Source organism: Gordonia amarae NBRC 15530, from assembly GCF_000241345.1.
Lineage (GTDB): Bacteria > Actinomycetota > Actinomycetes > Mycobacteriales > Mycobacteriaceae > Gordonia > Gordonia amarae.
Genome location: NZ_BAED01000028.1, coordinates 58,641 through 85,272, shown reverse-complemented (window position 1 = coordinate 85,272; position 26,632 = coordinate 58,641). Strand labels below are relative to the sequence as shown.

The window sequence follows — 26,632 nt, the reverse complement described above, 5'->3', positions numbered from 1 at the left end:
CCGGATCGTGTGGCGTTGGCGTTCGATGGCCGACGTGTCGGCTATCAGGAGTTCTCGGCACGAGTGGCGGTCCTGGCGCGGATACTGATCTCGCGCGGTGTGGGCCCCGACGCCGCCGTCGGGGTCTGCATCGACCGGTCGGTGGAGATGCTGGTCGCCATCCACGCGATCGTCGCCGCCGGGGGCAACTATGTGCCGCTGGACACCGACTCGCCCGTCGACCGCACCCGCTACATGCTCGACATCGCCGGCGCCCGGTGCGTGCTGATCGCCGCCGGAACCGCACCCGAGGCACTCGACGGCCTCGGTGACGGGATCGACGTCCTGGAAGTCGACGCGTCGGCCGATGTGGACCTGTCGGCGCCGCCGGTCACCGACGCCGAACGGCTGTCGCCGATCCTGCCTGGCACGGCCGCCTATACGCTGTTCACGTCCGGGTCGACGGGCCGCCCCAAGGGCGTGACGATCACTCACGAGGCGCTCGTCAACCGGCTCGGCTGGATGAGCGACTGGTACGGGCTCACCGGCGACGACGTCTTCCTGCAGAAGACCCCGACGACGTTCGACGTGTCGGTGTGGGAACTGTTCCTGCCCACCCTGCTCGGCGCCACGCTGGTCGTGGCCGAGGCCGACAGGCACGGCGACGCCCCCTACCTGACCGCGACGATCACCGCCGAACAGGTCACCGTCGTGCACTTCGTGCCGTCGATGCTGTCGGCGTTCGTCGACGTCATGGAGGACGAACTTCCGACGCTCGAATCGCTGCGGTTCGTGTTCACCTCCGGCGAGGCACTCACCACCGGCCCCGCCCAAGCGATGCTGTCGGCGTTGCCTGCACTGCGACTGGTCAACCTGTACGGGCCCACGGAGGCCGCCGTCGACGTCACCGCCTACGAGGTGCAGCGCGGCGACGTCGCCATCCCGATCGGCCGTCCCGTCACCAACACCACCACCGTCATCCTCGACCGGCTGATGCAGATGGTGCCGCCGGGGGTGCCCGGGGACCTATACCTCGGCGGCATCCAGCTCGCCCGCGGATACGCCGGCCGCACCGACCTTACCGCCGACCGGTTCGTCGCCGATCCGTTCGGCGCGCCGGGATCACGCCTGTACCGCACCGGCGACCTGGCCCGCTGGAACACCAGCGGCAACATCGAATACCTGGGCCGCAGCGACTTCCAGGTGAAGCTGCGCGGTCAGCGCCTCGAACTCGGCGAGGTCGAGGCCGTGCTTGCGTCGGTGCCAGGGGTGGTGACCGCCGCCGCGGCCGTCGCCAAGGTGGCCGGCGGTGACCATCTGGTGGCGTACCTGTCGCCGGCCGACATCGATCTCGACGTGGCCAAGGACACGGTCGCCCGGGTGTTGCCCGAATACATGCGGCCCACGGTGTGGATGCCGATCCCCAAGATGCCGCTCAACAAGTCCGGCAAGGTGAACCGGCGCCGACTGCCCGCGCCGCAACTGGCCAAACGCGACTACGTCGCACCCGAAACCGACACCGAACGCCAGATCGCCGAGATCTACGCCGGGCTGCTCGGCACCGACGAGGTGTCGGTCACCGAATCGTTCTTCGACCTCGGCGGCAACTCGCTCGCCGCCACCAAACTGGCCGCCCGGGCGGGTCGCGCACTCGGCGTCGACGTATCCGTCAAGGATGTCTTCGAAGCGCCTTCGGTACGTGAGCTCATCGCGTTCGTCTCCGGCAGCAACGAGGCGCTTGCCCCGATCGTCGCCGCCGACTCACGGCCCGAACACATTCCGCTCTCTTTCGCGCAGCAGCGGATGTGGTTCATCAACCGGTTCGACCGCTCGAACGCGACCTACAACATTCCCACCGTCCTGCGCGTGACCGGCGATCTCGACCTCGACGCGCTGCGGGAGGCCGTCGTCGACGTGGTGGCCCGGCACGAGGTCCTCCGTACGACGTTCCCCGCACATGACGGCGTTCCGTATCAGCGCATCGGCCGTGCCTCGACGATCGGCGCCAAACTCGACTGGGACATCGTCGACGACCTCGCCGAACTCGAGGCGGCAGTCGCCGAAGGCTTCGACGTGACCCGGCAGTGGTCGTTGCGTGTGTGCATCCTGGAGACCGCGGCCAATGATCATATTCTGGCCGTCGTCGTGCACCACATCGCCGTCGACGGCGAGTCATTGCTGCCGTTGCTGGTGGACCTGACCACTGCCTACGCCGCCCGGGTCGCCGGTAGTGAACCCGAATTCGAGCCGCTGGCAATACAATTTGCGGACTTTGCGATCTGGCAGCATGAGGTGCTCGGCACTCCCGAGGAGCCGGACTCGGTCATCGGCAGGCAGGTCGACTACTGGCGCAAACAACTCGCCGGCGTACCCGATGTGCTGGAACTGCCGGCGGACCGGCCGCGGCCCCCGCAGGCATCGCATCGCGGCGCGGCGATCGACGTGGACCTGCCCGACGGTCTCGGCGTCCGCGTCGAATCCCTGGCCGCGCAGTTCGGGGCGACACCGTTCATGGTGCTGCACGCCGCACTCGCCGCGCTCTTGTCGCGGCTGAGCGCGACCTCCGACATCACCGTGTCCACGCCCACGTCCGGCCGCGGTCAGGACATCCTCGACCCGCTGATCGGCATGTTCGTCAACTCCCTCGTGCTGCGGGCGCAGGTCGATCCGGCGATGCCGTTCAGTGGGCTGCTCGAACAGGTCCGCGCCACCGACCTCGATGCCTTCGCGCACGCCGACATACCGTTCGAATCCGTTGTCGAGGCCGTGGACCCGATTCGCTCCGAAGCCTTTTCGCCTCTGGCGCAGGTGGTCCTGTCGTTCGATCCCGGGGCCTCGGCCGAGACCGCCGACGTCGAGATCTCCGGGGTCGCGTTCGCCCCCGTCCCCGCACCGGTGGTGCCCGCACACTCGGATCTGTCGGTCGTGGTCCACTCCGGTGCCGGCGGCGCGGCGTGGTCGCTGACGCTGGTGTACGCCACCGACCTGTTCGACAAGGCGACGGCCCGCGTGCTCGGTGAGCAGTTCGTGCGCGTTCTCGACGGCGTGACCGCCGATCCCGCGATCGCCGTGGGCGATGTCGCCGTGCTCGACGCCGCCGGCGAGCGTGAAATTCTGGCCGCCTCGGCCGGGCCGGCACTCGACGTCCGCTTCGCGACCGTCTCAGACATGGTGGCAGCCCAGGTGCAGACGCGCGCCGGCGAGACCGCGTTGGTGTTCGGTGACCGCTCGGTGTCCTACGCCGAATTCGGTGCACGGGTGAATGTCCTTGCACGTGAACTGATCTCGCAGGGCGTCGGTCCCGAGACCGCGGTCGGCGTGGTCATCGACCGCTCCGTGGAGATGTTCGTGGCCATCCACGCCGTCATCGCGGCCGGCGGCCAGTACGTGCCCATCGACACCGACACACCGGCCGACCGCATGCGCTCCATGACACAGACCGCGGGGGTCGGCCTGATCCTCGTCGCCGATGACACCGCACCCGTGGCTGTGCCGGACGGCATGCCGACCTGCGTCGTCGACTGCTCGGGCACAGCCGACCTGACCGCGCCGCCGGTCGCCGACACTGAGCGTCGGGCTCCGTTGCGTCCGGAGTCCGCCATCTACACGTTGTTCACCTCCGGGTCGACCGGCACGCCGAAGGGCGTGACGCTCCCACACGCGGCACTGGTGAACCTGCTCGGCTGGTTCGACGCCGACGGGCCCGGAACCGGACAGGTGGTGCTCGCCAAGACGCCCTACACGTTCGACGCCTCCGGCCTGGAGATCCTGGTTCCGCTGACCCGCGGGTCAGCGGTGGTGATCGCCGAACCCGGCGGCCACCGCGACCTGGCGTACCTGCTGGAATTGATCGAGACCCAGGGTGTGACGGACGTGCATTTCGTGCCGTCGATGTTGGCGGTGTTCATCGAATCGCTGGAGGCCCGGCCGCGGCGGCTGCCCGCGCTACGGCGCATCTGGGCCGGCGGCGAGGCGTTGCCGGCGGCCTCCGTCTCCGCTGTATACCGACTGTTGCCCGACGTCGTGCTGGTCAACAAGTACGGACCCACCGAGGCCGCGATCGACGCGAGCAACCGTCTGGTCGAACCCGACGATGTGGTTGTGCCGCTGGGTGTTCCGGGTCCCGGTGTCACGATGACGGTGCTCGACTCCCGACTGCGGCCGACTCCGCCCGGTGTACGGGGTGAACTGTATCTCGGTGGCGTGCAGGTGGCCCGGGGGTACGCGTCGGCGCCACGGCTGACGGCCGAGCGTTTCGTCGCCGACCCTCGCACCCCGGGCGGTCGGCTGTACCGCACCGGCGACCTCGCCAGATGGAACTTCAACGGCGAGGCGGAGTACCTGGGCCGCAGCGACTTTCAGGTCAAGCTGCGCGGCCAGCGGCTCGAACTGGGCGAGATCGAGGCCGTGCTCGCGGCGGCACCGGGTGTGGTGCACGCCGCGGCCACCGTCGCCACCTCGGACACCGGCGCCGAATCGCTGGTGGGATACCTGGCGCCGGCGGCCGTCGATCTCGACGCGGTGAAGGCCGCCGCCGCCGCGGCCTTGCCGGCCTACATGGTGCCCACGGTGTGGGTGCTGCTGGAGACTGTGCCGTTCAACTCGTCGGGTAAACTCGACCGGCGTGCCCTGCCCGCCCCGGACCTGCAGATCGTCGCCACCGAATACGTTGCACCCGAATCCGATACGGAGCACGCACTCGCTGCCGTGTATGCCGATCTGCTCGGCCTCGACCGGGTCGGGGTCACCGAGTCGTTCTTCGATCTCGGCGGCAACTCACTGGCCGCGATGCGGCTTGCGGCCCGGGCGAGCGAGGCGCTGGGTATGGAGGTGTCGGTGCGCGAGATCTTCGATGCCCCGACGATCCGCGGGCTCGCCCAGGCCGTCGCCGGCAACGACGCCGCGCTCGCGCCGATCGTCGCCGTCGACCCACGGCCCGCGCAGATCCCGCTGTCGTTCGCGCAGCAGCGCATGTGGTTCCTCAACCAGATGAACACCGGCTCGGCCGCCTACAACCAGCCGACCGTGCTCAAGCTGACCGGCGACCTCGACATCGACGCCCTGTATGCCGCGCTCGTGGGTGTGGTTGCGCGCCATGAGATCCTGCGCACGAGCTTCCCCGCCGTCGACGGGGTGCCCTACCAGAAGATCGGCCGGGCATCGACGATCGGCGCCAAACTCGACTGGGATGTCGTCGACGACCCCGAGGAATTCGCCGAGGCCATCGGTGCCGGATTCGACGTGACCAAACATTGGCCGATCCGCGCGCGAGTACTCGAACTCGGCTCAGCCGACGGGGCAGGCGAGTACGTGCTCGCCGTCGTCACCCACCACATCGCCTACGACGGTGAATCCCGAACACCGTTGATCACCGACATGGTGACCGCCTACAGCGCGCATACCGCAGATCGAGCCCCCGAATTCGCCCCGCTGGAAGTGCAATTCGCCGACTACGCGATCTGGCAGCACGAGGTGCTGGGTTCGCCGGATGACCCGGAGTCGGTGGTGGGCCGTCAGCTCGACTACTGGCGCGGTCAGCTCGCCGGCCTGCCCGATGTGATCGACCTGCCCGCCGACCGGCCGCGTCCGGCGGTGGCCGGTGGCCGTGGCGCCGCACTCGATTTCGACATTCCCGCCGAGACCGGCCGGCGCATCGCCGATTACGCGGCACAGGCGGGGGCCACCCCGTTCATGGTGGTGCACAGCGCGCTGGCCGTGCTGCTGGCACGCCTGGCCGCCACCGACGATATCGCCATCGGCACCCCGGTCGCGGGCCGTGGACAGCGTGTCCTCGATCCGCTGGTCGGCATGTTCGTCAACACCTTGATCCTGCGTACCCGCGTCGACGGGTCGCTGTCGTTCGCCGAATTCGTCGACCGCACCCGCACCACCGATCTCGACGCCGTCGCCAACGCCGACGTACCGTTCGAGACGATCGTGGACGCGGTGGGAGCCGTTCGCTCGCAGGCCTTCTCGCCGCTGTCGCAGGTGTGGCTGAGTCTGAACCGATCCGTGCTGCCCGAGCTCGCAGATGCCGATGCGGCGGCGGGTGAGATTGCGGGACTGAAGGTTTCGGCTGTCGGCACCGACGAACTTCCGGCCAAGGTGGATCTGCTGGTGGGCGTCGGGCAGGCCGACGACGGACCGTGGTATTCGTCGATGGTCTACGCGACCGACCTGTTCGACGAGTCGACGGTGCGTATCTTCGCCGACCAATTGCTCGCAATCCTCGACGCCGTTCTCGACAACCCGGACATCGCCGTCGGCGACATCGAACTCGGTTCGGGCGCAAGCGTACTGACCCGCCCACAGCCGCTGGTGAACGCGGTTGCTCCGGTGGGGCGGCAGATCGTCGACGCCGAGTACGTGCTCACCGGTGGTCAGGGTGTCGACCCGCTGCCACTCGGTGACCTGTTCGCCCGGGCCGCGCAGACGTGGGGTCCGCGGCAGGCGGTGATCGACGCCACTGGCGCCGCGCTCACCTACACCCAGCTCGACGAACAATCGAACCGGCTGGCGCGCTGGCTGATCGGCCGCGGGATCGGTGCCGAGGACCTTGTAGCCGTCTCGATGCGCCGCTCGGTGCGGCTGCTGGTCACCATCGCCGCCGTCGCCAAGGCCGGCGCCGGGTATGTGCCCGTCGACCCCGACTATCCGGCCGACCGGCGCCAGGCGTTCATCGCCGATTCGGCTGCGGCACTGTGCCTGACGGTGTCGGCCGATACCGATGTGGCCGACGCGGGCATCGACTATGTGGTGCTCGACGACCCGGCCGTCGAGGCGCAGGTCGCCTCACTCGACGGCGACGCGGTCACCGACACTGACCGGTTGCGTCCGGTCCGGCCCGACAATCTGGCCTACATCATCTTCACGTCCGGGTCGACGGGCCACCCCAAGGGTGTGGCCGTGACCCATTGGGGCCTGGCCAATCTGGGACGCGAACTGGTCGACCGGGCGAGTGCCGACGAGTACTCGCGGGTCCTCGGATTCGCGTCCCCGAGTTTCGACGCGTCGGTGCTCGAGTACATGATGGCGCTCACCGCCGGTGGCGTGCTCGTCTACCGACCGGCCGACGCCGTGGGTGCGGAGATGTTGCAGGGCTTCATGTCCCGGCAGGCCGTCTCTCATCTCTTCCTGACCCCGACGGTGCTGGCCACCCTCGATCCGGCGACGTTGCCCGCACTCCGGATGGTGTACGTGGGCGGCGAGGCGGTGCCGCAGTCGCTCAAGGACTCGTGGGCACCGTTCCGCAGGTTTCAGAACCTGTACGGTCCCACCGAAACCACTGTCGCCGTGACCATCTCGAAACCGCTATCCGTCGGGGCGCCAGTGGTGCTCGGCGACGCGTTCACCGGCACGGGGCTGATGGTCCTCGACGCACGGCTGCGTCCGTCCCCCGTGGGTGCGGTCGGCGACCTGTACATCACCGGTTATGGGATGGCCCGCGGCTACCTGCGCCGCCCGGCGCTCACCGTAGGTGCCTTCGTAGCCAACCCACACTGCAATCCCGGCGACCTCATGTACAAGACCGGCGACCTGGTGCGCCTGCGCCGTGGTGCCGACGGCACACCCGAACTGGAATACGCCGGTCGCTCGGATGACCAGGTGAAGCTGCGTGGTCTGCGTATCGAACTCGGCGAGATCGAGTCGGTGCTCACCGCCCACCCGTCGGTGCACTCTGCGGTGGTGATCGGTGTCGGCGGGTCGGTCGCCACGGCGCTGGCCGCGTACGTCGTCGCCGACAAGGGTGTCGAGATCGATGTTGATGAATTGAAGTCCTTTGCCGGAGAACGTCTTCCGGAATACATGATCCCGGCCTCGATCATGGTCCTCGACGAGTTCCCGCTCACCCCGATCGGCAAACTCGACAAACGCGCACTGCCCGAACCGGTCATCGCGGTAGGGGAGTACGTCGCTCCACAGACGTCAGAGGAGCAGGCCGTCGCCGAGGTCTTCGCCGACATCCTCGGTGTTGGCACCGACGAGGTGTCGGTGTCCACGTCGTTCTTCGATGCCGGCGGAAACTCGTTGTCGGCCACCAGGGTTGCCGCCCGCGCAGCGGCCGCGCTGGGTGTCGAGGTAACCCTGCGGGACGTGTTCGAGGCGCCGAGCGTGCGCGAACTCATCGCCGCCGTCGCCGGACATTCGGCGGCGCTGGTACCGGTGTCGGCGGCCGACCCGCGCCCGGACCGGATCCCGCTGTCGTTCGCACAGCAGCGGATGTGGTTCATCAACCAGTTCGATCCGAGTCTGCCCACCTACAACGTGCCCGCGATCCTGCGCCTGACCGGCGCCCTCGACGTCGACGCCCTGCGGCAGGCCGTCGTCGACACAGTGGCGCGACACGAAGTCCTGCGCACCTCGTTCCCCGACAGCCAAGACGGGCGACCGGGCGACGGCCCCCGGCAGCTGATCGGCGATATCGCCGAATTCGACGATCGCGGCATCTGGCGGATCGCAGCTTCCGAGGCAGAGCTGATGGCCTCGGCAGCAACCGGATTCGATGTCGCAGGCGACTGGCCGCTGCGGGCGATGCTGTGGCCGACCACCGACGGCGCCGAGCCTGAGTATCTGTTCGCGGTGGTCACCCACCACATCGCCGTCGACGGCGAGTCTTTGCTCCCGCTGGTCTCCGACGTCGTCACCGCCTATCGGGCACGCACCGCGGGTGCGGTGCCGCAGTGGTCGCCGCTGCCGGTCCAGTTCGCAGACTTCGCGATCTGGCAGCACGACGTGCTCGGGTCGGCCGACGACCCGCAGTCGGTGGTCGGTCGCCAATTGGATTACTGGCGTGAACAATTGGCCGACGTTCCCGACGTCCTGGAACTGCCCGCGGACCGGCGCCGGCCCGCGGTGGCCTCCCATGTGGGTGCGCGCACGTCACTGACCATCCCGGCCGAGGTGGGGGAGCGGATCACCGCCGTGGCCGCCGAACGCGGCATCACCCCGTTCATGGTGGTGCACGCCGCGCTGGCGGTGCTGCTGGCCCGGCTCAGCGACACCGATGACATCGCCGTCGGCTCCCCCATCGCGGGCCGCGGTGACGAAGCCCTCGACCCGCTCGTCGGCATGTTCGTCAACTCGCTGGTGCTGCGCACCCGCATCGTCAGTGGTGAGACGTTCGACGCGCTGCTCGAACGGGTCCGCACCACCGACCTCGAAGCGTTCGCCAACTCCGACGTGCCCTTCGAGACCGTCGTCGACGCGCTTGACCCGGTGCGGTCGGAGGCATTCGCACCGCTGGCCCAGATCGCGTTGTCGTTCAACCCCGGTGCGTCCGTCGACGGCGCCGACGTGACCGTCGATGACCTGCGGGTCGCCCCCATCGCAGCACCGCTGGTGCCCGCACATCAGGACATGACCGTCGTCGTCACCTCGGGCCCGGCGGGTGAGCCATGGTCGGCGATGGCCACCTACGCCACCGACCTGTTCGACGAGCCCACGGTGTCCTCGATGCTCGGTCGGCTGATCCGGCTGCTCGATGCCGTCACCGACGATCCCGGGCGGGCGGTCGGCGACGTCGATCTGCTCGGCGACGGAGAGCGCGAACAGGTGCTTGCCGACTCGGCCGGTCCCCCTGCGGACACCGCGGCGGGCACCGTCGCCGCGGCGCTCGCATCGGCGCTGACCGCCACTGCGCCCGAACGGACGGCCGTAGTGTTCGGCGACCGGACGGTGACTTACGGCGAGTTCGCCGCATACGTGAATACAACTGCCCGGCAACTCATCTCGGCCGGGGTCGGACCGGACACCGCGGTCGGTCTGAGCTTCGGCCGGGGAGTGGAGATGGCGGTGGCCATCCATGCGGTGCTCGTTGCCGGCGGGCAGTTCGTTCCGGTTGCACCCGACGCGCCGGAAGATCGCGCTGCGTACATCTGTGATACCGCGGCGGTGTCGCTGATGCTCTCCGACGACGTCGACCGAAAGCGGATTCCGGGGATCGAGACCCTCGTCATCGACTGCACGCAACTGGCCGGAACCGGTGCGGACATCCGGCAGATCGCGGACTCCGAGCGGCTCGGCACGCTCACACCCGAGAACGCCGCATACACCTTGTTCACCTCGGGTTCGACGGGTCGCCCCAAGGGCGTGACCGTCTCCCAGCGGGCATTGCTCGCGCAGGTCAACGCCGATCGTGACCACTACGGTCTTACCGCCGACGACGTGTTCGTGCAGATGCTCGAGTACACCTTCGACCCGGCTGTGCTGGAGTTCATGCGCCCGGCGCTGCTCGGCGCGCCACTGATCATGCTCGCACCGGGTACCAACCGTGACCCGCAGGCGATCGCCGACATCATCGCGACGCACCGGGTGACCGCGGCGATGATCGCCCCGGTGATGCTGGCGGCGATGATCGAGACCCTCGGCAGTCACACCGAGTGGTCGGCGACACTGGCGAAGGTGTCGACCGGTGGCGAGGCGGTACCGCCCGCTGTGGCCGCCGCCGTGGCGTCCGCATGGCCGTCGGCCGGGCTGCACAATCAGTACGGGCCCACCGAGACCACCATCTACTCGACGATCCACGACTACGACCCGGCAACCGGCCGGATCGCCATCGGCAAACCCGTCGCCGGTATCCGGGCCTACGTTCTCGACGACCGGCTCGGGCTGGTGCCCGACGGTGTCGCGGGTGAACTGTATCTCGGCGGCGATCAGGTGGCGCGTGGTTACAGCTCGCAGACCGTGACCACCGCCGAACGTTTCGTCGCCGATCCGTTCGGCCCCGCCGGTTCCCGGCTGTACCGCACCGGCGACACCGTCCGGTGGTCTGGTGGATTGCTGGAATACTTGGGCCGCAAGGACTTCCAGATCAAACTGCGCGGCCAGCGGATCGAACTAGGTGAGATCGAGACGGTCCTGGTGAGTGCCCCGGGCGTGCGGTACGCGGCGGCCGCCGTCGCATCGACGGAGACCGGTGCCCAGCACCTGGTGGCCTACGTGTCCGGCTCGTCACTCGATATGGAAGCCGTCAAGACCGTTGCGTCGGAAAAGCTTGCGGCATTCATGGTGCCGACCGTATGGAATGAGCTCGCCGAGATTCCGCTGAACAGTTCCGGCAAGGTCGACCGGAAAGCGTTGCCCGCACCCGACTTCGGTGCGGCCTCGGCGTATGTCGCGCCGCTCGGGGCGGTCGAAGAGCTGCTGGCCTCGGTGATCGCCGGGCTGTTGCACGTCGAACGCGTGTCGGTCACCGAGTCGTTCTTCGCGCTCGGCGGCGACTCGATCATGTCGATCCAGTTGGCCTCGGCGATGCGGGCGTCGGGTTTTGCGCTGTCGCCGCGGGAGATCTTCGTGCACCGTACGGTTCGCGCCATCGCACGGGCGATGACCGACGAGAGCGCACAGCTGCCACCGCTGGCCGAACCGGATGGCGGCGGTGCCGGCCGTATTCCACTGCCACCAACCGTATCGATGATGGTCGAGCAGTCATCGGAGCCGGAGGATTTCGCCGACTTCAACCAGTCGGCCGTCCTCACCGCACCCGATGGGCTGAGCGTCGAAGCACTCGCCGAAGTGCTCGGAGTGGTCGTCGATCACCACCCGATGCTCACCGCCCGGCTCGAACTCACGCCCTCGGCCAGGTATGAGCTGACCGCGGGCACCGGATTCGACGCTGTAGCCGCGGTGTCCGCGCTGACCTCCGAATTCGCCGTGGACACAGAGGGTTTCGATGCGGACCTGGTCCGTGCTCACGCCGCGGCCGCCGCACAACTCGATCCGGCCGCCGGTGGGCTGGTCCGCGCGGCGCTCGTCAGGGACCCCGCCGGAGCCGGCCGCGTCGTGGTGGTGATCCACCACCTCGGTGTGGACGCGGTGTCCTGGCAGGCGATCATCGAGGACCTGATCGTGGCCTGGGCCCAGCGCAGCGCGGGGCATCCCTACCATCTGCGGGCCGTCGGCACCTCCGAGCGGGCCTGGATGAGCGCGCTCAGTGCCCGCATGACGACCCGCACCGATGGCGCCGCGGAGGCGTACTGGCTCGCCCGGCTGCCCGAACACACCCGGTTCCCCGCGATCGATCGCGATCGGGACCGGGAGAACACCGCGATTTCCTTTGTGCACCATATTGATCCGGAGCTGACCGAATCGCTGGTCACCGCGGTGCCCGAAGCGTTCGGCGGTCACGTGAACGACGCACTCCTCGGTGCCCTCGCCCGTGCTGTCCGCTCGTGGCAGACCGACCGGACCGGTGGGTCCGACGATGCTCTCACCGTCCTCGTCGAAGGCCACGGCAGGTACGAGGAGGTGCTGGCCACCGCACCCGGCGCGGTCCGCGCCGACCTGTCGCGATCGGTCGGCTGGTTCACCTCGATCGCCCCGATACGCGTGGAGCCCGGCACCGACGTCGTGCACGCGGTCAAGGCGGCCAAGGAGGAACGCCTCGGACAGCCCGACTCGGGCGCCGGGTTCGGATTCCTGCGGTACGGGTTGCCCGGCGAAGTGGCCGATCGGCCCCTGCCGCCGATCATCTTCAACTATCTCGGCGCAGGCGGACGAACCGCGAAAGGTGCTGCCGTATCTGAGAAGCCGGATGAAGAGCCGCAACAGAACGCACCGTTGCCGTTCAGCAGGGCCGGCGCACCCGGCCTCTCGGCGCTGCCCGCCGGGCGGATGATCGTCGGCGCGCCGCTGAGTATCAACGCATCGGTCGACGGCCTGGGCCGGCTGAGCGCGACCGTGTCGTTCCCGTCCGCGCTGTTCACCGAGGATGAGGTTCGTGATCTCGCCGACCGGTGGACCTCCGAGCTGTCCGGGATCGTCGAGTTCGTCGCCGCGGGCAATGAACCCGGGCCGTCACCGTCCGACATTCCGGGCACCGACCTGACCCAGCACGACCTGGACGTGATCACCGGGCGGTTCCCCGGTGCCGCGATCTGGCCGCCCGCACCATTGCAGCAGGGGCTGTTCTTCCAGTCCGAACTCGCCGCCGGCACCGCCGGTGCGGTGGATGTGTATGTGGCACAGGCGGTTGTGGAACTCGCCGGCATCGACGCCGCCCGGCTTCGCGAAGCCGCGCAGGCGCTACTCACCCACCACCGGGTGTTGCGTTCGGGATTCGTGACCGCACCCAGCGGTGCGGTGGTCACGGTGGTACCCGAACATGTGGAGCTGCCGTGGACCGAGGTCGACCTCGGCGACCTCGGCGCCGACGAGGTACACGCCCGGGTGGAGGCGATCGCCGCCGAACAGCGGGTGCTGCCCTTCGATTTGTCCGCACCGCCGCTACTGCGATTCGTCCTTGCCACGCACGGCAATTCGTCGACGCTCGTGGCCACCAACCACCATCTGATCCTCGACGGCTGGTCCGGTCCGCTGGTGATGGCCGACATTCTCGCGCTGTACGCGACGGGCGAGACCTACACCCGTACCGGAGCGGCCGGTCACGACTTCGGTGACTACCTGGACCTGATCTGGTCGCGCGAGAAGTCCACCGGTGAGGCGGCGTGGCGGCAGGTGCTGGCACCGGTCGTCGGTCCGACGCTCGTCGCACCCGGCTACACCGCCTCGAAAGAAGTGCTGCCACAAGACATCAGAACGCAGTTGACGCCGGATCTGGTGGCTGGGCTGGAGGCCGCGGCGCGTGCGAGCGGTGCCACCCTGGCCACCGCACTGCAGTTCGCGTGGGCGGTGTTCCTGTCTCGGCTCACCGGCGACCGGGTGGTCACTTTCGGCGAGACCGTGTCCGGCAGGCCCGCTGACCTCCCCGGCGTCGAATCGATGGTGGGCCTGTTCATCAACACGCTGCCCGTCGCGGTCGACGTTAACCCCGAGGCCACCATTGCCGATGCGCTGGCCGCGCTGCAGGCCGACAAGATCAAGGTGCTCGACTACCAGCATCTGAGCCTGCCCGAGATCAGCTCCGCCGCGGGCGTGGGCGTCGGATTCGACACCCTCGTGGTCCACGAGTCGTACCCCGTGGACGCCGATTCGCTGACCTCGGCGGCACCGGCGGACACCGGCGACCCGGATGCTGCCGAAACCGGTTCCGGGGGTGAGGGTCTGGCGATCACCTCCGCGGGATTCAGCGACTCCACGCACTACCCGCTCAATATGGGCACCTCGCCCGCCGGTGATGCGCTCAGGCTGCGGCTGCACTACCTGCCCACCGCGTTCACCGAAGCGCAGGTGCGGGTGTTCATCTCGGCGCTCGCCGAGATCGTCCGCGCCATCGCCACCGACCCGGCGGCACTGATCGCCGACATCGCGCTCACCTCCGCCGACAGTGCCGCCGCCGCGCTGGAGTTCGCCGACGGCGGCGAACCGCAGCGTCCGTCGGGGACCGTCGCCGATCTGCTCGCCGCACAGTTCACCGGCAATCCCGACGGACGCGCGCTGGTGCTGGACGATCGTGAGGTCACCTACGGCGAACTCGGCGCCCGCGTCAACACCCTGGCCGCCGAGCTCATCGCGATGGGCGTCGGGCCCGAGACAGCCGTCGCCGTCCGGGTTCCGCGCAGCATCGAGATGGTCGTCGCCCTCCACGCGGTGATCGTCGCCGGCGGCCACTTCGTGCCCGTCGACGTCGAGGCACCGTCGGACCGGGTGCGCTATGTCCTGGAGACCTCGGGTGCGGACATCGTGCTCGTCGGCGCGGGTTCGACGTTCGCCCAGCCCGGCGTGCGGACCGTGACCGTGGACTGCTCGTCCCCGGTCGGATCTGCCGTGGATGCGGTGACCGATGCCCGGCGGCGTGGACCGCTGCGTGCGGGCAACGCGCTGTACACGATCTTCACCTCCGGCTCCACCGGACGTCCCAAGGGCGTCACGGTGACCCACGAGGCATTCCTGACACTTCTCGGTTCCGACGGAGCCGAGAACGGTTTCGCCGCCTCCGACGTGTTCCTGCAGGAACTGGCCTACACCTTCGACCCGTTCGTGCTCGAACTGCTGCGCCCGGTCCTGGCCGGTGGCACCTTGGTGCTGGTCGGTCAGGACGAGTACCGCGACCCGCAGGTCATCGCCCGCCTCGTGACCCGGCACCGCATCACCACCGCGTTCTTCGTCACCTCGATGCTGTCGGTCATGCTCGATGAGTTCGCTGCCGACGCGAGTTGGGCCTCGACCTTGCGGGACGTGGGTATCGGCGGCGAGACGGTGCCGCCCGCGCTGGCGGCGCAGGCCGTACGCGCCTGGCCGCAGGTGCGCCTGCGTAACCAGTACGGACCCACCGAGACCACCATCTACTCCACCCGCAAGGTCATCGACCCGCAGGCGCCCACGGTCAACATCGGCGGCTCCGCCCGCGGTAACCGCACCTACGTGCTCGACGACCGGCTGCGGCCGGTGCCGCCCGGCATGCCGGGTGAGCTGTACATCGGCGGCGATCAGGTCGCCCGGGGCTATGCCTCGCGGGTCGGCCTCACGGCCGAACGGTTCCTCGCCGATCCCTTCGCCGCCGCACCGGGTACGCGTATGTACCGCACCGGCGACCTGGTCCGCCGGACGTCCGGCGGTGAGCTGGACTTCCTGGGGCGCACCGACTTCCAGGTCAAGCTCCGCGGTCAGCGGCTCGAGCTCGGTGAGGTCGAGGCCGCGCTCGACGCGGCTCCGGGTGTGTTGCATTCCGCCGCCGCGGTGGCCGTCGCCGACGGCGGTGCCCAGCACCTGGTGGGCTATGTCTCGCCGGCGTCGCTGGCTCTCGACGACGTGCAAGAGCATGTCGCGCAATCGCTTCCGCCTTTCATGGTGCCGACGGTGTGGGTTGTTCTCGACGAGCTGCCGCTGAACGCCTCGGGCAAGATCGACCGGAAAGCCCTGCCCGACCCGGATTTCGGCGCCCTCGACGAGTACGTGGCACCGGAGACCGGCACCGAGACGGCCGTCGCCGGTGTGTTCGCGGATCTGCTGGGCCTGCCACAGGTTTCGGTGGCGGCATCGTTCTTCGACCTCGGTGGCAACTCGCTGTCGGCGATGCGGCTGGCCGCCCGCGCCGGTGCCGTCCTCGGTGTCGAGGTGTCGGTGCGCGACGTCTTCGAGGCGCCGTCCGTCCGGGCCCTGATCGCCGCTGTGTCGGGCCACACCGCCGCGGTGACACCCGTCACCGCGATCTCGCCGCGCCCCGAACCGGTCCCGTTGTCCTACGCGCAGCAGCGCATGTGGTTCATCAACCAGTTCGACACCACGGCGATCACCTACAACGTGCCCGCCGTGCTGCGGCTCACCGGTGAACTCGACGTCGCCGCGTTGCGTGCGGCCGTCATCGACGTGCTCGCGCGGCACGAGATCCTGCGAACCTCGTTCCCCGCCGTCGACGGGGTGCCCAGGCAGCTGATCGGTGCTGTCGAGGAGTTCGACAGGCGCGGGATCTGGCGCGAAACAGACTCCGAGGCCGAGCTTTTCACCGACGCCGCGACGGGGTTCGATGTTGCTGCGCAGTGGCCGGTGCGGGTGCGATTGTGCCGCACGGCCGGCGGCGAGCACCTGCTCGCGGTCATCACCCACCACATCGCGGCCGACGGTGAGTCCCAGCTCCCGCTGGTGACTGACCTGGTGACCGCGTACTCGGCCCGGGCGGCGGGCACCGACCCGGCGTTCGCCCCGCTAGCGGTGCAGTACGCCGACTACACGATCTGGCAGCGTGAGGTGCTCGGAGCGCCGGACGACCCGTCGTCGGCGCTGTCGCGGCAGCTAGGCTACTGGCGCGAACAACTCGCCGATCTGCCGGACGTGCTGGAGTTGCCGTCGGACCGGCCGCGCCCGCCGGTCGCGTCCTACCGGGGACAGCGCACGTCGTTCGGTATCCCGGCGGCGGTCGGGGAGCGGATCGACGCCGTCGCCCGTGAGGCCGGTGTCACACCGTTCATGGTGGTGCACGCGGCGCTGTCGGTGCTGTTGGCCAGGCTGAGCGCCTCCGATGACATCGCTGTGGCGACTCCGGTGGCCGGCCGGGGACAGAGCGCCCTCGATCCGCTCGTCGGCATGTTCGTCAACACCCTCGTGCTGCGCACCCGCGTCGCGGCCGCGGCGCCGTTCACCGAGATCCTCGAGCAGGCCAAGAGCGCCGATCTCGACGCGTTCTCGCACGCCGACATCCCGTTCGAGGCGGTGGTCGAGGCCGTCGATCCGGTTCGCTCCGAGGCCTTCTCGCCGCTGGCGCAGGTCATGCTGTCGTTCGATCCGGGTGCGTCGGTGGCAGAGGCCGAGGTGGCCGTCGCCGGACTGTCCATCGCGCCCGTGGCCGCGCCGGTGGTGCCGGCGCAGCTCGACCTGTCGTTCATCGTGTCGTCGGCACCCGCCGGCCAGGACTGGGCGGGCACGATCATCTCGGCGACGGATCTGTTCGACGAATCGACCGTCGCCGTGTTCGCCGACAGGCTGGTTCGGATCCTCGACGGACTGACGGCGCGGCCCACACTGCCGGTCGGAGATGTGGCCTGGGTTCCGGGCGAGGTCATCGACGGTGCGCTCACGCGTTCGCGCGGCACCGATGTCGTCCTGCCGGGTGAGTCGGTCGTCGACCTCGTCTCGGCGCAGACCGCGCGGTCGCGGCGCGGGTCCGCGCTGTGGTTCGGTGGGCGTGGTGTGTCTTATGCCGAGTTCGGTGCGCGGGTCAATGCTCTTGCCCGCGAATTGATCTCGCAGGGTGTCGGTCCGAATGTGGCCGTGGGCGTGGCCATCGACCGCTCGGTGGAACTGCTGGTGGCGATCCATGCGGTCGTGGCCGCGGGTGGGCAGTATGTGCCGATCGCCACCGACGCACCCGCCGATCGGGTGCGGTACATGCTGGAGACGGCCGGTGTGTCTCTGGTGTTGGTCGCCGATGCGGAATCTCACGTGGTTTCGAGGCTCGTCGCTGACGCTCCTCGCACCTCAACCGGCGGAGGGGCAGCGGCCCACTCGTCGAGCGGTGTAGGGGGAGTGACCGACTCGTTGGTTGAGGTGCGAGGTACGAGCCTCGAAACCGCGCGAGCCGAGAATGTCCGCACCCTGGTCGTCACCTGTGAGGGTGCCGCGGACTTGACGGTCGCTCCGGTGACCGATGCCGATCGCATCGCTTCGCTGTCGCGCGATGATGCGGCGTACACGCTGTTCACGTCGGGTTCGACCGGCCGCCCGAAGGGCGTGACGGTGTCGCATCGGGCGCTGATGAACCGGCTGGAATGGATGCGGGACTGGTACGGCCTGGGCCGTGCGGACACCTTTGTGCAAAAGACACCGATCACGTTCGATGTGTCGGTGTGGGAGTTGTTCCTGCCGTTCATGATCGGCGCAGAACTCGTGGTCGCCGAACCGGGCCGGCACGGCGATGCCGACTACCTGGCCGAACTGATCGGGCAACGGCAGATCTCGGTGATGCACTTCGTGCCGTCGATGCTGGCGGCGTACGTCGACGCGCTCGGTGACGAGCGGCTGGCGGGGCTGACGAGTCTGCGGGTGGTGTTCACCTCGGGTGAGGCGTTGACGGTGCCGCCGTCGCAGGTGTTGTTGTCGGCGTTGCCGGCGGTGCGGCTGGTGAACCTGTACGGGCCCACCGAGGCGGCGGTCGATGTCACCGCGTATGAGGTCGGCCGTGGTGACACCGTCATCCCGATCGGTGTGCCGGTGCCGAATACGTCCACGCTGGTGCTGGACTCGCGGTTGCGTCCGGTGCCGCCGGGCGTGCCGGGCGAGTTGTATCTGGGTGGTGTGCAGGTGGCCCGCGGTTATGCGGGGCAGTCGAGACTGACCGCTGAGCGTTTCGTGGCCGATCCGTATGGTGCGGCGGGTGCCCGGCTGTACCGGACCGGCGACCTGGTGAAGTGGAATGGCGCCGGTGTGATCGAGTACCTGGGCCGTACCGACTTTCAGGTGAAACTGCGTGGTCAGCGGCTGGAGCTCGGTGAGGTCGAGGCGGTGCTGGCGCAGGTGCCCGGTGTGGTGCACGCGGCGGCCGCGGTGGTGAAGACCGGATCGGGTGCCGAACATCTGGTCGGCTATCTCGTCCCGGCCGACGTTCCGGTGGACGCCGTGAAGAGTGTTGTGGCACAAAAGGTTCCCGAGTACATGGTGCCCACGTCGTGGGTCCTGCTCGACGAGGTGCCGCTCAGCGCTGCAGGCAAGCTCGATCGCCGCGCCCTGCCTGCTCCCGACTTCGCCGGTGCCGGTGACGAATTCGTCGCACCGGACGGGGCGGACGAGGAGTTGCTCGCGGCGGTGGTGGCAGGTCTGCTCGGCCACGACCGGGTCGGCGTCACCGACTCGTTCTTCGCGCTCGGCGGCAACTCGCTGTCGGCGATGCGCCTGGCGGCCCGCGCGTCGGACGTGCTCGGCGTCAAGGTGTCGGTCCGCGACGTGTTCGAGGCACCGTCGGTGCGGGGACTGATCGCGGCGACATCCGGCAACGACGGGATGCTCCCGCCGATCACGCCGGCGCAGGAGAGGCCGGCGCGGATCCCGCTGGCCTTTGCCCAACAGCGCATGTGGTTCATCAACCAGCTCGAACCCGACGCGTCCACGTACAACATCCCGCTCGTGGTCAAGCTCACCGGGCATCTCGAGCTGTCGGCGCTGCGCCGCTCGGTGGTCGACCTGGTGGTGCGTCACGAGTCCCTGCGCACCACCTATCCCGCCGTGGACGGTGTTCCGTACCAGGTGATCTCGGACGCCGACGACGTCGAGGAGACCCTCGACTGGGCTGCCGTCGACACGGTCGAGGACCTGTGGGCCGAACTCACCAGAGGGTTCGACGTGTCATCGCAATGGCCTGTGCGCGTGCGGATCACGGGAGGTGCCACCGCTTCCGACGGCGCGGGCGAATGGGTGCTCGGCCTGGTCGTGCACCACATCAGCGCCGACGGAGAGTCGGTTCCGCCGCTCTTCGCAGACCTGGCGACGGCATACCTGGCCGAGACATCCCCCGGCATCAGCGACCCCGCCGAGTTGCCGGTGCAGTTCGCGGACTTCTCGATCTGGCAGCACGAGGTTCTGGGCTCGCCCGACAACCCGGAGTCGATCGCCAGCCGGCAGCTGTCCTACTGGCGCACGGCGCTGGCCGGATTGCCTGATCTCGTCGAGATCCCGACCGACCGTCCGCGCCCGCCGCGGGCAAGCGAACGGGGCGCCTACACCACCTTCGGTGTGCCGTCGGGCATCGCCGATCGGATCGACGCCGCTGCAACGGAGTTCGGTGTCACCCGGTTCATGGTCGTGCAGGCGGCGCTGGCGGCGCTGATCTCCCGGCTGTCGGCCACTGACGACATCGCCATCGCCACCCCGGTCGCCGGTCGCGGCCAGCAGGCACTCGACCGACTGGTCGGCATGTTCGTCAACACCCTCATCCTGCGGACCCGAGTGGACCTCGGCTCCGGCATGCGTGAACTGCTGGCGCAGGTGCGGACGGCCGACCTGGATGCGTTCGCGCACAGTGACGTCCCCTTCGACACCGTCGTCGACGCCTCGGACGCGACACGGTCCGGGGCCTTCGCACCGTTCTCGCAGGTGTCACTGACATTCGAGAAGTCGGGTATCGCCGATTATGAGGGCGGGGAGTCGATCACCGCGGCCGGAGCCGACTCCGGTCTGACCATCACGCCGATGCCGACCGAGGTCTTTCCCGCGCGCCTGGACATCCTAGTGGCCGTCTCCCCGGCCGACGCGGGCGACTGGACCGGATCCATCATCTACGCGACCGACCTGTTCGACGAGTCGACCATGGACGTGTTCGCCGAGAGCCTGCTGCGGATCCTCGATGAGGGCCTTGCGGACACGGACCGCCCGCTGGGCGGGATCCGGCTCGCCGGTGAGCTGGGTGTGGTCAACGGCGGCCCGAAGACCGGACCCAAGGTGCTGGGCGAGCTGCTCAGCGATGCGGCGGCTCGCTGGGGTGATCGCCCAGCGGTCACCGGTGACGGCATCACGCTGACCTACCGTGAGCTCGATGAGCGGTCCAACAGGTTGGCGCGGTGGTTGCTCGGTCGCTACGGGGTCGGTGCCGACGACCTGGTGGCACTGGCGATCCCGCGCTCGGTGCAGGGCCTGACGGCGATCTGGGCGGTGGCCAAGACCGGTGCCGGCTACGTCGCGGTCGACCCGGACTATCCGGCCGATCGGGTCGCGCACATGATCGAGGATTCGGCCGCAATCCTGGGGCTGAGCACCACCGCTGTCGGGGAATTCCCCGTCACCGGTGCGGCGACCTGGGCCCGGCTGGACGAACCGGGCATCGCCGGAGAGATCGCCGCACAGAGCGCGGCGACGATCGCGCCGGGCGAGCTCGTCTCCCCGGTCCGGGAGACCAACATCGCCTACGTCATCTACACCTCGGGTTCCACCGGAAAGCCCAAGGGCGTCGCGGTCACCCACTCCGGTCTGCTGAATCTGGGAACAGAGGAGGTCCGGCGGGCCGAGGTGCCCGAAGGCGCGCGGGTGCTGGGCTTTGCGACGCCGAGCTTCGACGCGTCGGTGTTCGAGTACATGATGGCGACGATGACCGGCGGCACCCTGGTGTACCGACCGCAGGACGCGCTCGGCGGTGAGGTGCTGCAGGACTTCATCAACGGACAGGGCATCACGCTGGTCGGACTCACGCCCACCGTGCTCGCGACCCTCGACCCCGGCACGTTGAGGACGCCGAACCGTATCTACGTCGGCGGCGAGGCCATCAGTCAGCTGCTCGTCGACGAGTGGGCATCGCGCTGGCCGATGCACAACCTGTACGGGCCGACGGAGGCGACGGTGGGTGTCACCATCACCGACGCGATGCGCCCGGGCGACCTGGTGGACCTCGGCGGGCCGATCGCCGGCGCCGACCTGATGGTTCTCGACGCGCTGCTCGGCCCGGTCCCGGTGGGCGTGTCCGGCGAACTGTACATCGCCGGATGCCCGCTGGCCCGTGGCTACCTGCACCGGCCCGACGTGACCGCGGACAGGTTCGTGGCCAACCCATACGGTGCGCCCGGCGAGCGGATGTACCGCACCGGCGACGTGGTGCGCTGGCGGTACGACCACCTGGGCAGGCCGGTCCTGGAGTACTCCGGCCGCAACGACGACCAGGTGAAACTGCGGGGTCTGCGGATCGAGCTCGGCGAGATCGAGGCGGTGCTCAACAGCCACCCCGAGGTGAGTTCGGCGGTGGTCATCGGTGTCGGCGGACAGAACGCGACCGCGCTGGCCGCCTATGTGGTCGGCGACGCCGGCAGCGTCGACGTGGCAGAGCTGAAAGCATTTGTCGCACAGCGGATGCCGGTCCACATGGTGCCAGCCTCGGTGACGGTCCTCGACACGATGCCGCTGACCCCGGTCGGCAAGCTCGACAAGCGGGCGCTGCCGGATCCGATGATCGAGGCGCACCGGTTCGTGGCGCCGGCCACCGATGCCGAAGCGGCGGTCGCTCGGATCTACGCCGACATCCTCGACGTCGACGAGGTGTCGGTCACGGCATCGTTCTTCGACCTCGGCGGCAACTCGCTGTCGGCGACGCGGGTGGTGGCGCGGGCGTCGGAGGTGCTCGGTGTGGCGGTGTCGGTGCGCGAGGTCTTCGACGCGCCGTCGGTGCGTGAGCTGATCGCCGCGGTGTCCGGCAATGCCGCGACCCTGGCGCCGATCGTCGCGGTCGAACCCCGCCCCGACCAGATCCCGTTGTCGTTCGCGCAGGCGCGGATGTGGTTCATCAACCAGTACGACACCACGCAGTCCACCTACAACGTGCCCGCCGTCCTGAGGCTGACCGGTGACCTCGACACCGGTGCGCTCGAACGCTCCCTCGTCGACCTCGTCGAACGCCAGCAGGTGCTGCGGACTGTCTTCCCGACCGTTGAGGGTGTTCCGGGACAACGGATCTGCGATGTCACCGAGTTCGGGCAGCGCGGCATCTGGCAGATCGTGGACACCGAGGAACAGTTGCTCACCGAGGTGTCGGCGGGCTTCGACGTCAGCTCCGAATGGCCGCTGCGCGTGCGTCTGCTGCACGTGAGCGGCGACGAGTACCTGCTTGGTCTGGTGGTACACCACATCGCGGCCGACGGCGAGTCGATGCTGCCGCTGCTCTCGGACATCGTGACCGCGTACACGGCGCGGTCGGCGGGACAGGAACCCGCGTGGCAGCCGCTGGCGGTGCAGTTCGCCGACTTCGCCATCTGGCAGCACGAGGTGCTCGGATCGGCGAGCGAGGAGACCTCGGTGCTCGGCAGGCAGCTCGCGTACTGGCGCGAGCACCTCGCCGGGTTGCCCGAGGTGATCGAGTTGCCCACCGACCGGCCGCGCCCCCAGGTGGCCTCCCGCCGGGGTGACAGTGTGTCGTTCGAGATCCCGGCGCACATCGGGCAGGTCGTCGAGCGCCTGGCCCGCGACAGTGGTGCGACACCGTTCATGGTGGTACACGCCGCACTGTCGGTACTGCTGGCACGGCTGAGCGCGAGCACCGACATCGCGGTGGCCACCCCGATCGCCGGCCGGGGCCGCAGTGTCCTGGAACCGCTGGTGGGCATGTTCGTCAACACCCTCGTCCTGCGCGCCGAGGTCGATCCTTCGGCTTCGTTCACGACGCTGCTCGATCAGATACGCAGCGTTGATCTGGCCGGATTCACCCACGCGGACGTACCGTTCGAATCGGTCGTTGAGGCGGTCGATCCGGTGCGGTCGGAGGCGTTCTCGCCGCTGGCGCAGGTGATGTTCTCCTTCGATCCGGGGGCTTCGGCCACCGATGCGGAGATGTCGCTGACCGGGCTGTCGATCGCCACCCTGCCGCTGCCGCTGATTCCCGCGCAGCTCGACCTGTCCGTCGTCGTCTCCTCGGCGCCGGACGGGTCGGCCTGGGAGGGCGGCATCGTCTACGCGGTCGACCTGTTCGACGCGTCGACGATCGACGCGTTCGCCGGAACCTTCGTCCGGGTGCTCGAGGGGCTGACCGCGCAGCCGTCCACAGCCGTCGGCGACATCGACTGGCTGTCCGCAGACGATGCCAAGCAGGTGGCGCGGGAATCGGCGGGCGGCGCCGTGACGATCCCGGAAGGGTCGCTGCCCGGCGTGCTCGCTGCCCGGGCCGCGAGCAATCCGGATGCGGTTGCCCTGTGGTACGAGGGACGCGAGGTGTCCTACGCCGAGTTCTCGGCCCGGGTCAGTGTGCTTGCCCGCGAGCTGATCTCGGCAGGGATCGGCACCGATGCCGCCGTCGGGGTGAGCATCGACCGCAGCATTGAGATGGTCGTCGCGATCCACGCGGTGGTGGCCGCGGGCGGCCAGTACGTGCCCATCGCCACCGACGCCCCGGCCGACCGGGTGCAGTACATGATGGAGACCGCGGGTGTGGAACTCGTGCTGGTCGGTGCCGCGGGTACGCCGGAGGTGGGCGATGCCCGCACCGTCGTGGTCGATTGTTCGGGGCCGGCCGACCTGTCCGTCGCGCCGGTGACCGATGCCGACCGGCTCACGCCGCTGCGGCCCGACAACGCGATCTACACCCTGTTCACCTCCGGATCCACCGGCAAGCCGAAGGGTGTGACACTCTCGCACGCCGCGGTGCTCAACCGGTTGTGGTGGGGACTGGACGAACTACCCATCGACGAGTCGGATTCGGTGGTGCTCAAGACGCCGTACACCTTTGACGTGTCGGTGCCGGAGTTGTTCGCGCCGTTGATGATCGGCGCCCGCATGGTGGTGCTCAAAGGGGGCGGCCACATCGAGCCGCTCTACGTCGCCGAGATCGTCGAGCGGACCCGGGCGACGATGGTGCACTTCGTGCCGTCGATGCTCGCGGTCTTCGTCGACGTCGTCGGGGTCGAGCGCATCTCCCGGATGGACTCGGTGCGGATCATCTCGCTGACGGGTGAGGCGGTGCCGCCGGCGGTGGCCGCCGACCTGCGTTCGGCGTTGCCGGACATCCTGTTCTACAACTTGTACGGTCCCACCGAGGCCGCGGTCGAGATCACCTGCGAGAGCATCGAACGCGCCGACGCCACCGACTCGTCGGTGCCGATCGGTGTGCCGGTGTGGAACAGCACCTCGCACGTTCTCGACGGCAGGCTGCATCGTGTTCCCGACGGGGTGGTCGGCGAGTTGTACCTGGGCGGGGTGCAACTGGCCCGGGGTTACGCCGCGCGTCCGGATCTGACGGCCGAGCGGTTCGTCGCTGATCCGTTCGGGTCGGGTGAGCGCCTGTACCGGACCGGTGACCTCGTGCGGCGCCGCGCGGACGGGGTGCTGGAGTACCTCGGCCGCACCGACTTCCAGGTGAAGTTGCGGGGCCAGCGAGTCGAGCTGGGTGAGATCGAGGCGGTGATCGCGGCGGCACCGGGTGTGGTGAACGCGGCGGTGATCGTCGCCAAGGCGCCCGGCGGCGGTGACTACCTGGTCGGCTACGTCTCGCCTGCCGAAGCGGACGTTGCCGCCGTCGCGTCGTCGGCACGTGCGTCGCTGGCCGAGTACATGATTCCGTCGGCCTGGATGACACTCGATGAGTTGCCGCTCAACAGCGCGGGCAAGATCGACCGGCGCGCGTTGCCGGCACACGATCCGACGTTGCTGCAGGAGGCCTACGTCGCGCCGGAAGGGCACTACGAGAACATCGTCGCCGCGATCTTCGCCGATGTCCTCGGCCTCGAGCAGGTGTCGGCGGCGGCGTCGTTCTTCGACCTCGGCGGCAACTCGCTGTCGGCGGTGCGGGTCGTCGACAGGCTCCGCAAGGAGTTCACCATCGATGTGGGGCTCGCCTCGCTGTTCTCCGATCCGTCAGTCCGGGCCGTCGCGGCTCTGATCGAATCGGGGGTGCGGGCCAACAACGGGGTGCTGCTGGTCCTGCGGACCCAGGGGAGCCGACGGCCGCTGTTCTGCGTCCATCCGGCCGGTGGTGTGGCGTGGTTCTACGGCGGTTTCGTGCCGTATCTTGCTGACAGACCGATCTACGGCCTGCAGGACCCGCACGTCGTGGCCGACGAGCCGGCTGCGACCGACGTGGTGGAACTGGCCGAGCGTTATGTCCAGGAGATGAAGCAGATCCAGCCGGCGGGTCCGTACAATGTCCTCGGCTGGTCGCTCGGCGGCACGATCGCCCATGCGGTCGTCGCGTTGTTGCAGCGCGAGGGTGACACCGTCGCATACCTGGGTGTGATGGATGCGGTGCTGTTGCCCGTCGATGATGAATCTCAGAGCGCCGATGAATCCGGGAGCGCCGATGAATCCGCTGTCGGCACGGACGCTGTCGTCGGCGATGGGGCTGACGTGCCCGGGAGCGACATCGACGGCGTCACCGGGCAGGAGGAGGCTGCGGGGGTCACCGACACCGGGATCGCGGCCGATCTGCTCGGCGGCTGGCGCGAACTGTTCAATCTCGACGAGAGCACCCAGATCAGCTCTGAGGAGGATCTGATCGGGATGATCCGTGACCAGATCGCCTCGCTGGGACTGCTCACCGCCGACGAGGTCGACCGTGTCGTCGAGGGCTTCCAGACGGCACCCTCGCTGGTGGGCGGGTACCGTCCGCTGGATTACACCGGTGACGTGCAGCTGTTCGTGGCAACCCAGGACAAGAGTGACCCGAGGGCGCTGGCACAGGCGTGGCGTGCCTTTGTCACCGGGGAGATCCGCGAGGTCCTCGTCGACACCTACCATCTCGGGATGGCCGACCCGCAGTCGCTCGAGGTGATCGGGCCCGAGCTCAGCCGTGCACTCGATGCGGCCGACGCCGCGTTCCCTGCCGGTCCGTCCACGGACCGCTGACGCCTACAATATGACCCTGAGA

The 26,632-nt window shown here is 68.9% G+C and carries 1 pseudogene; it reads left to right on the top strand.

The features are described 5' to 3' along the window. Window positions 1–26,610 (top strand): annotated as a pseudogene (locus tag GOAMR_RS08585) (non-ribosomal peptide synthetase); the annotation flags it as partial. Window positions 26,611–26,632 lie beyond the last annotated feature (22 nt).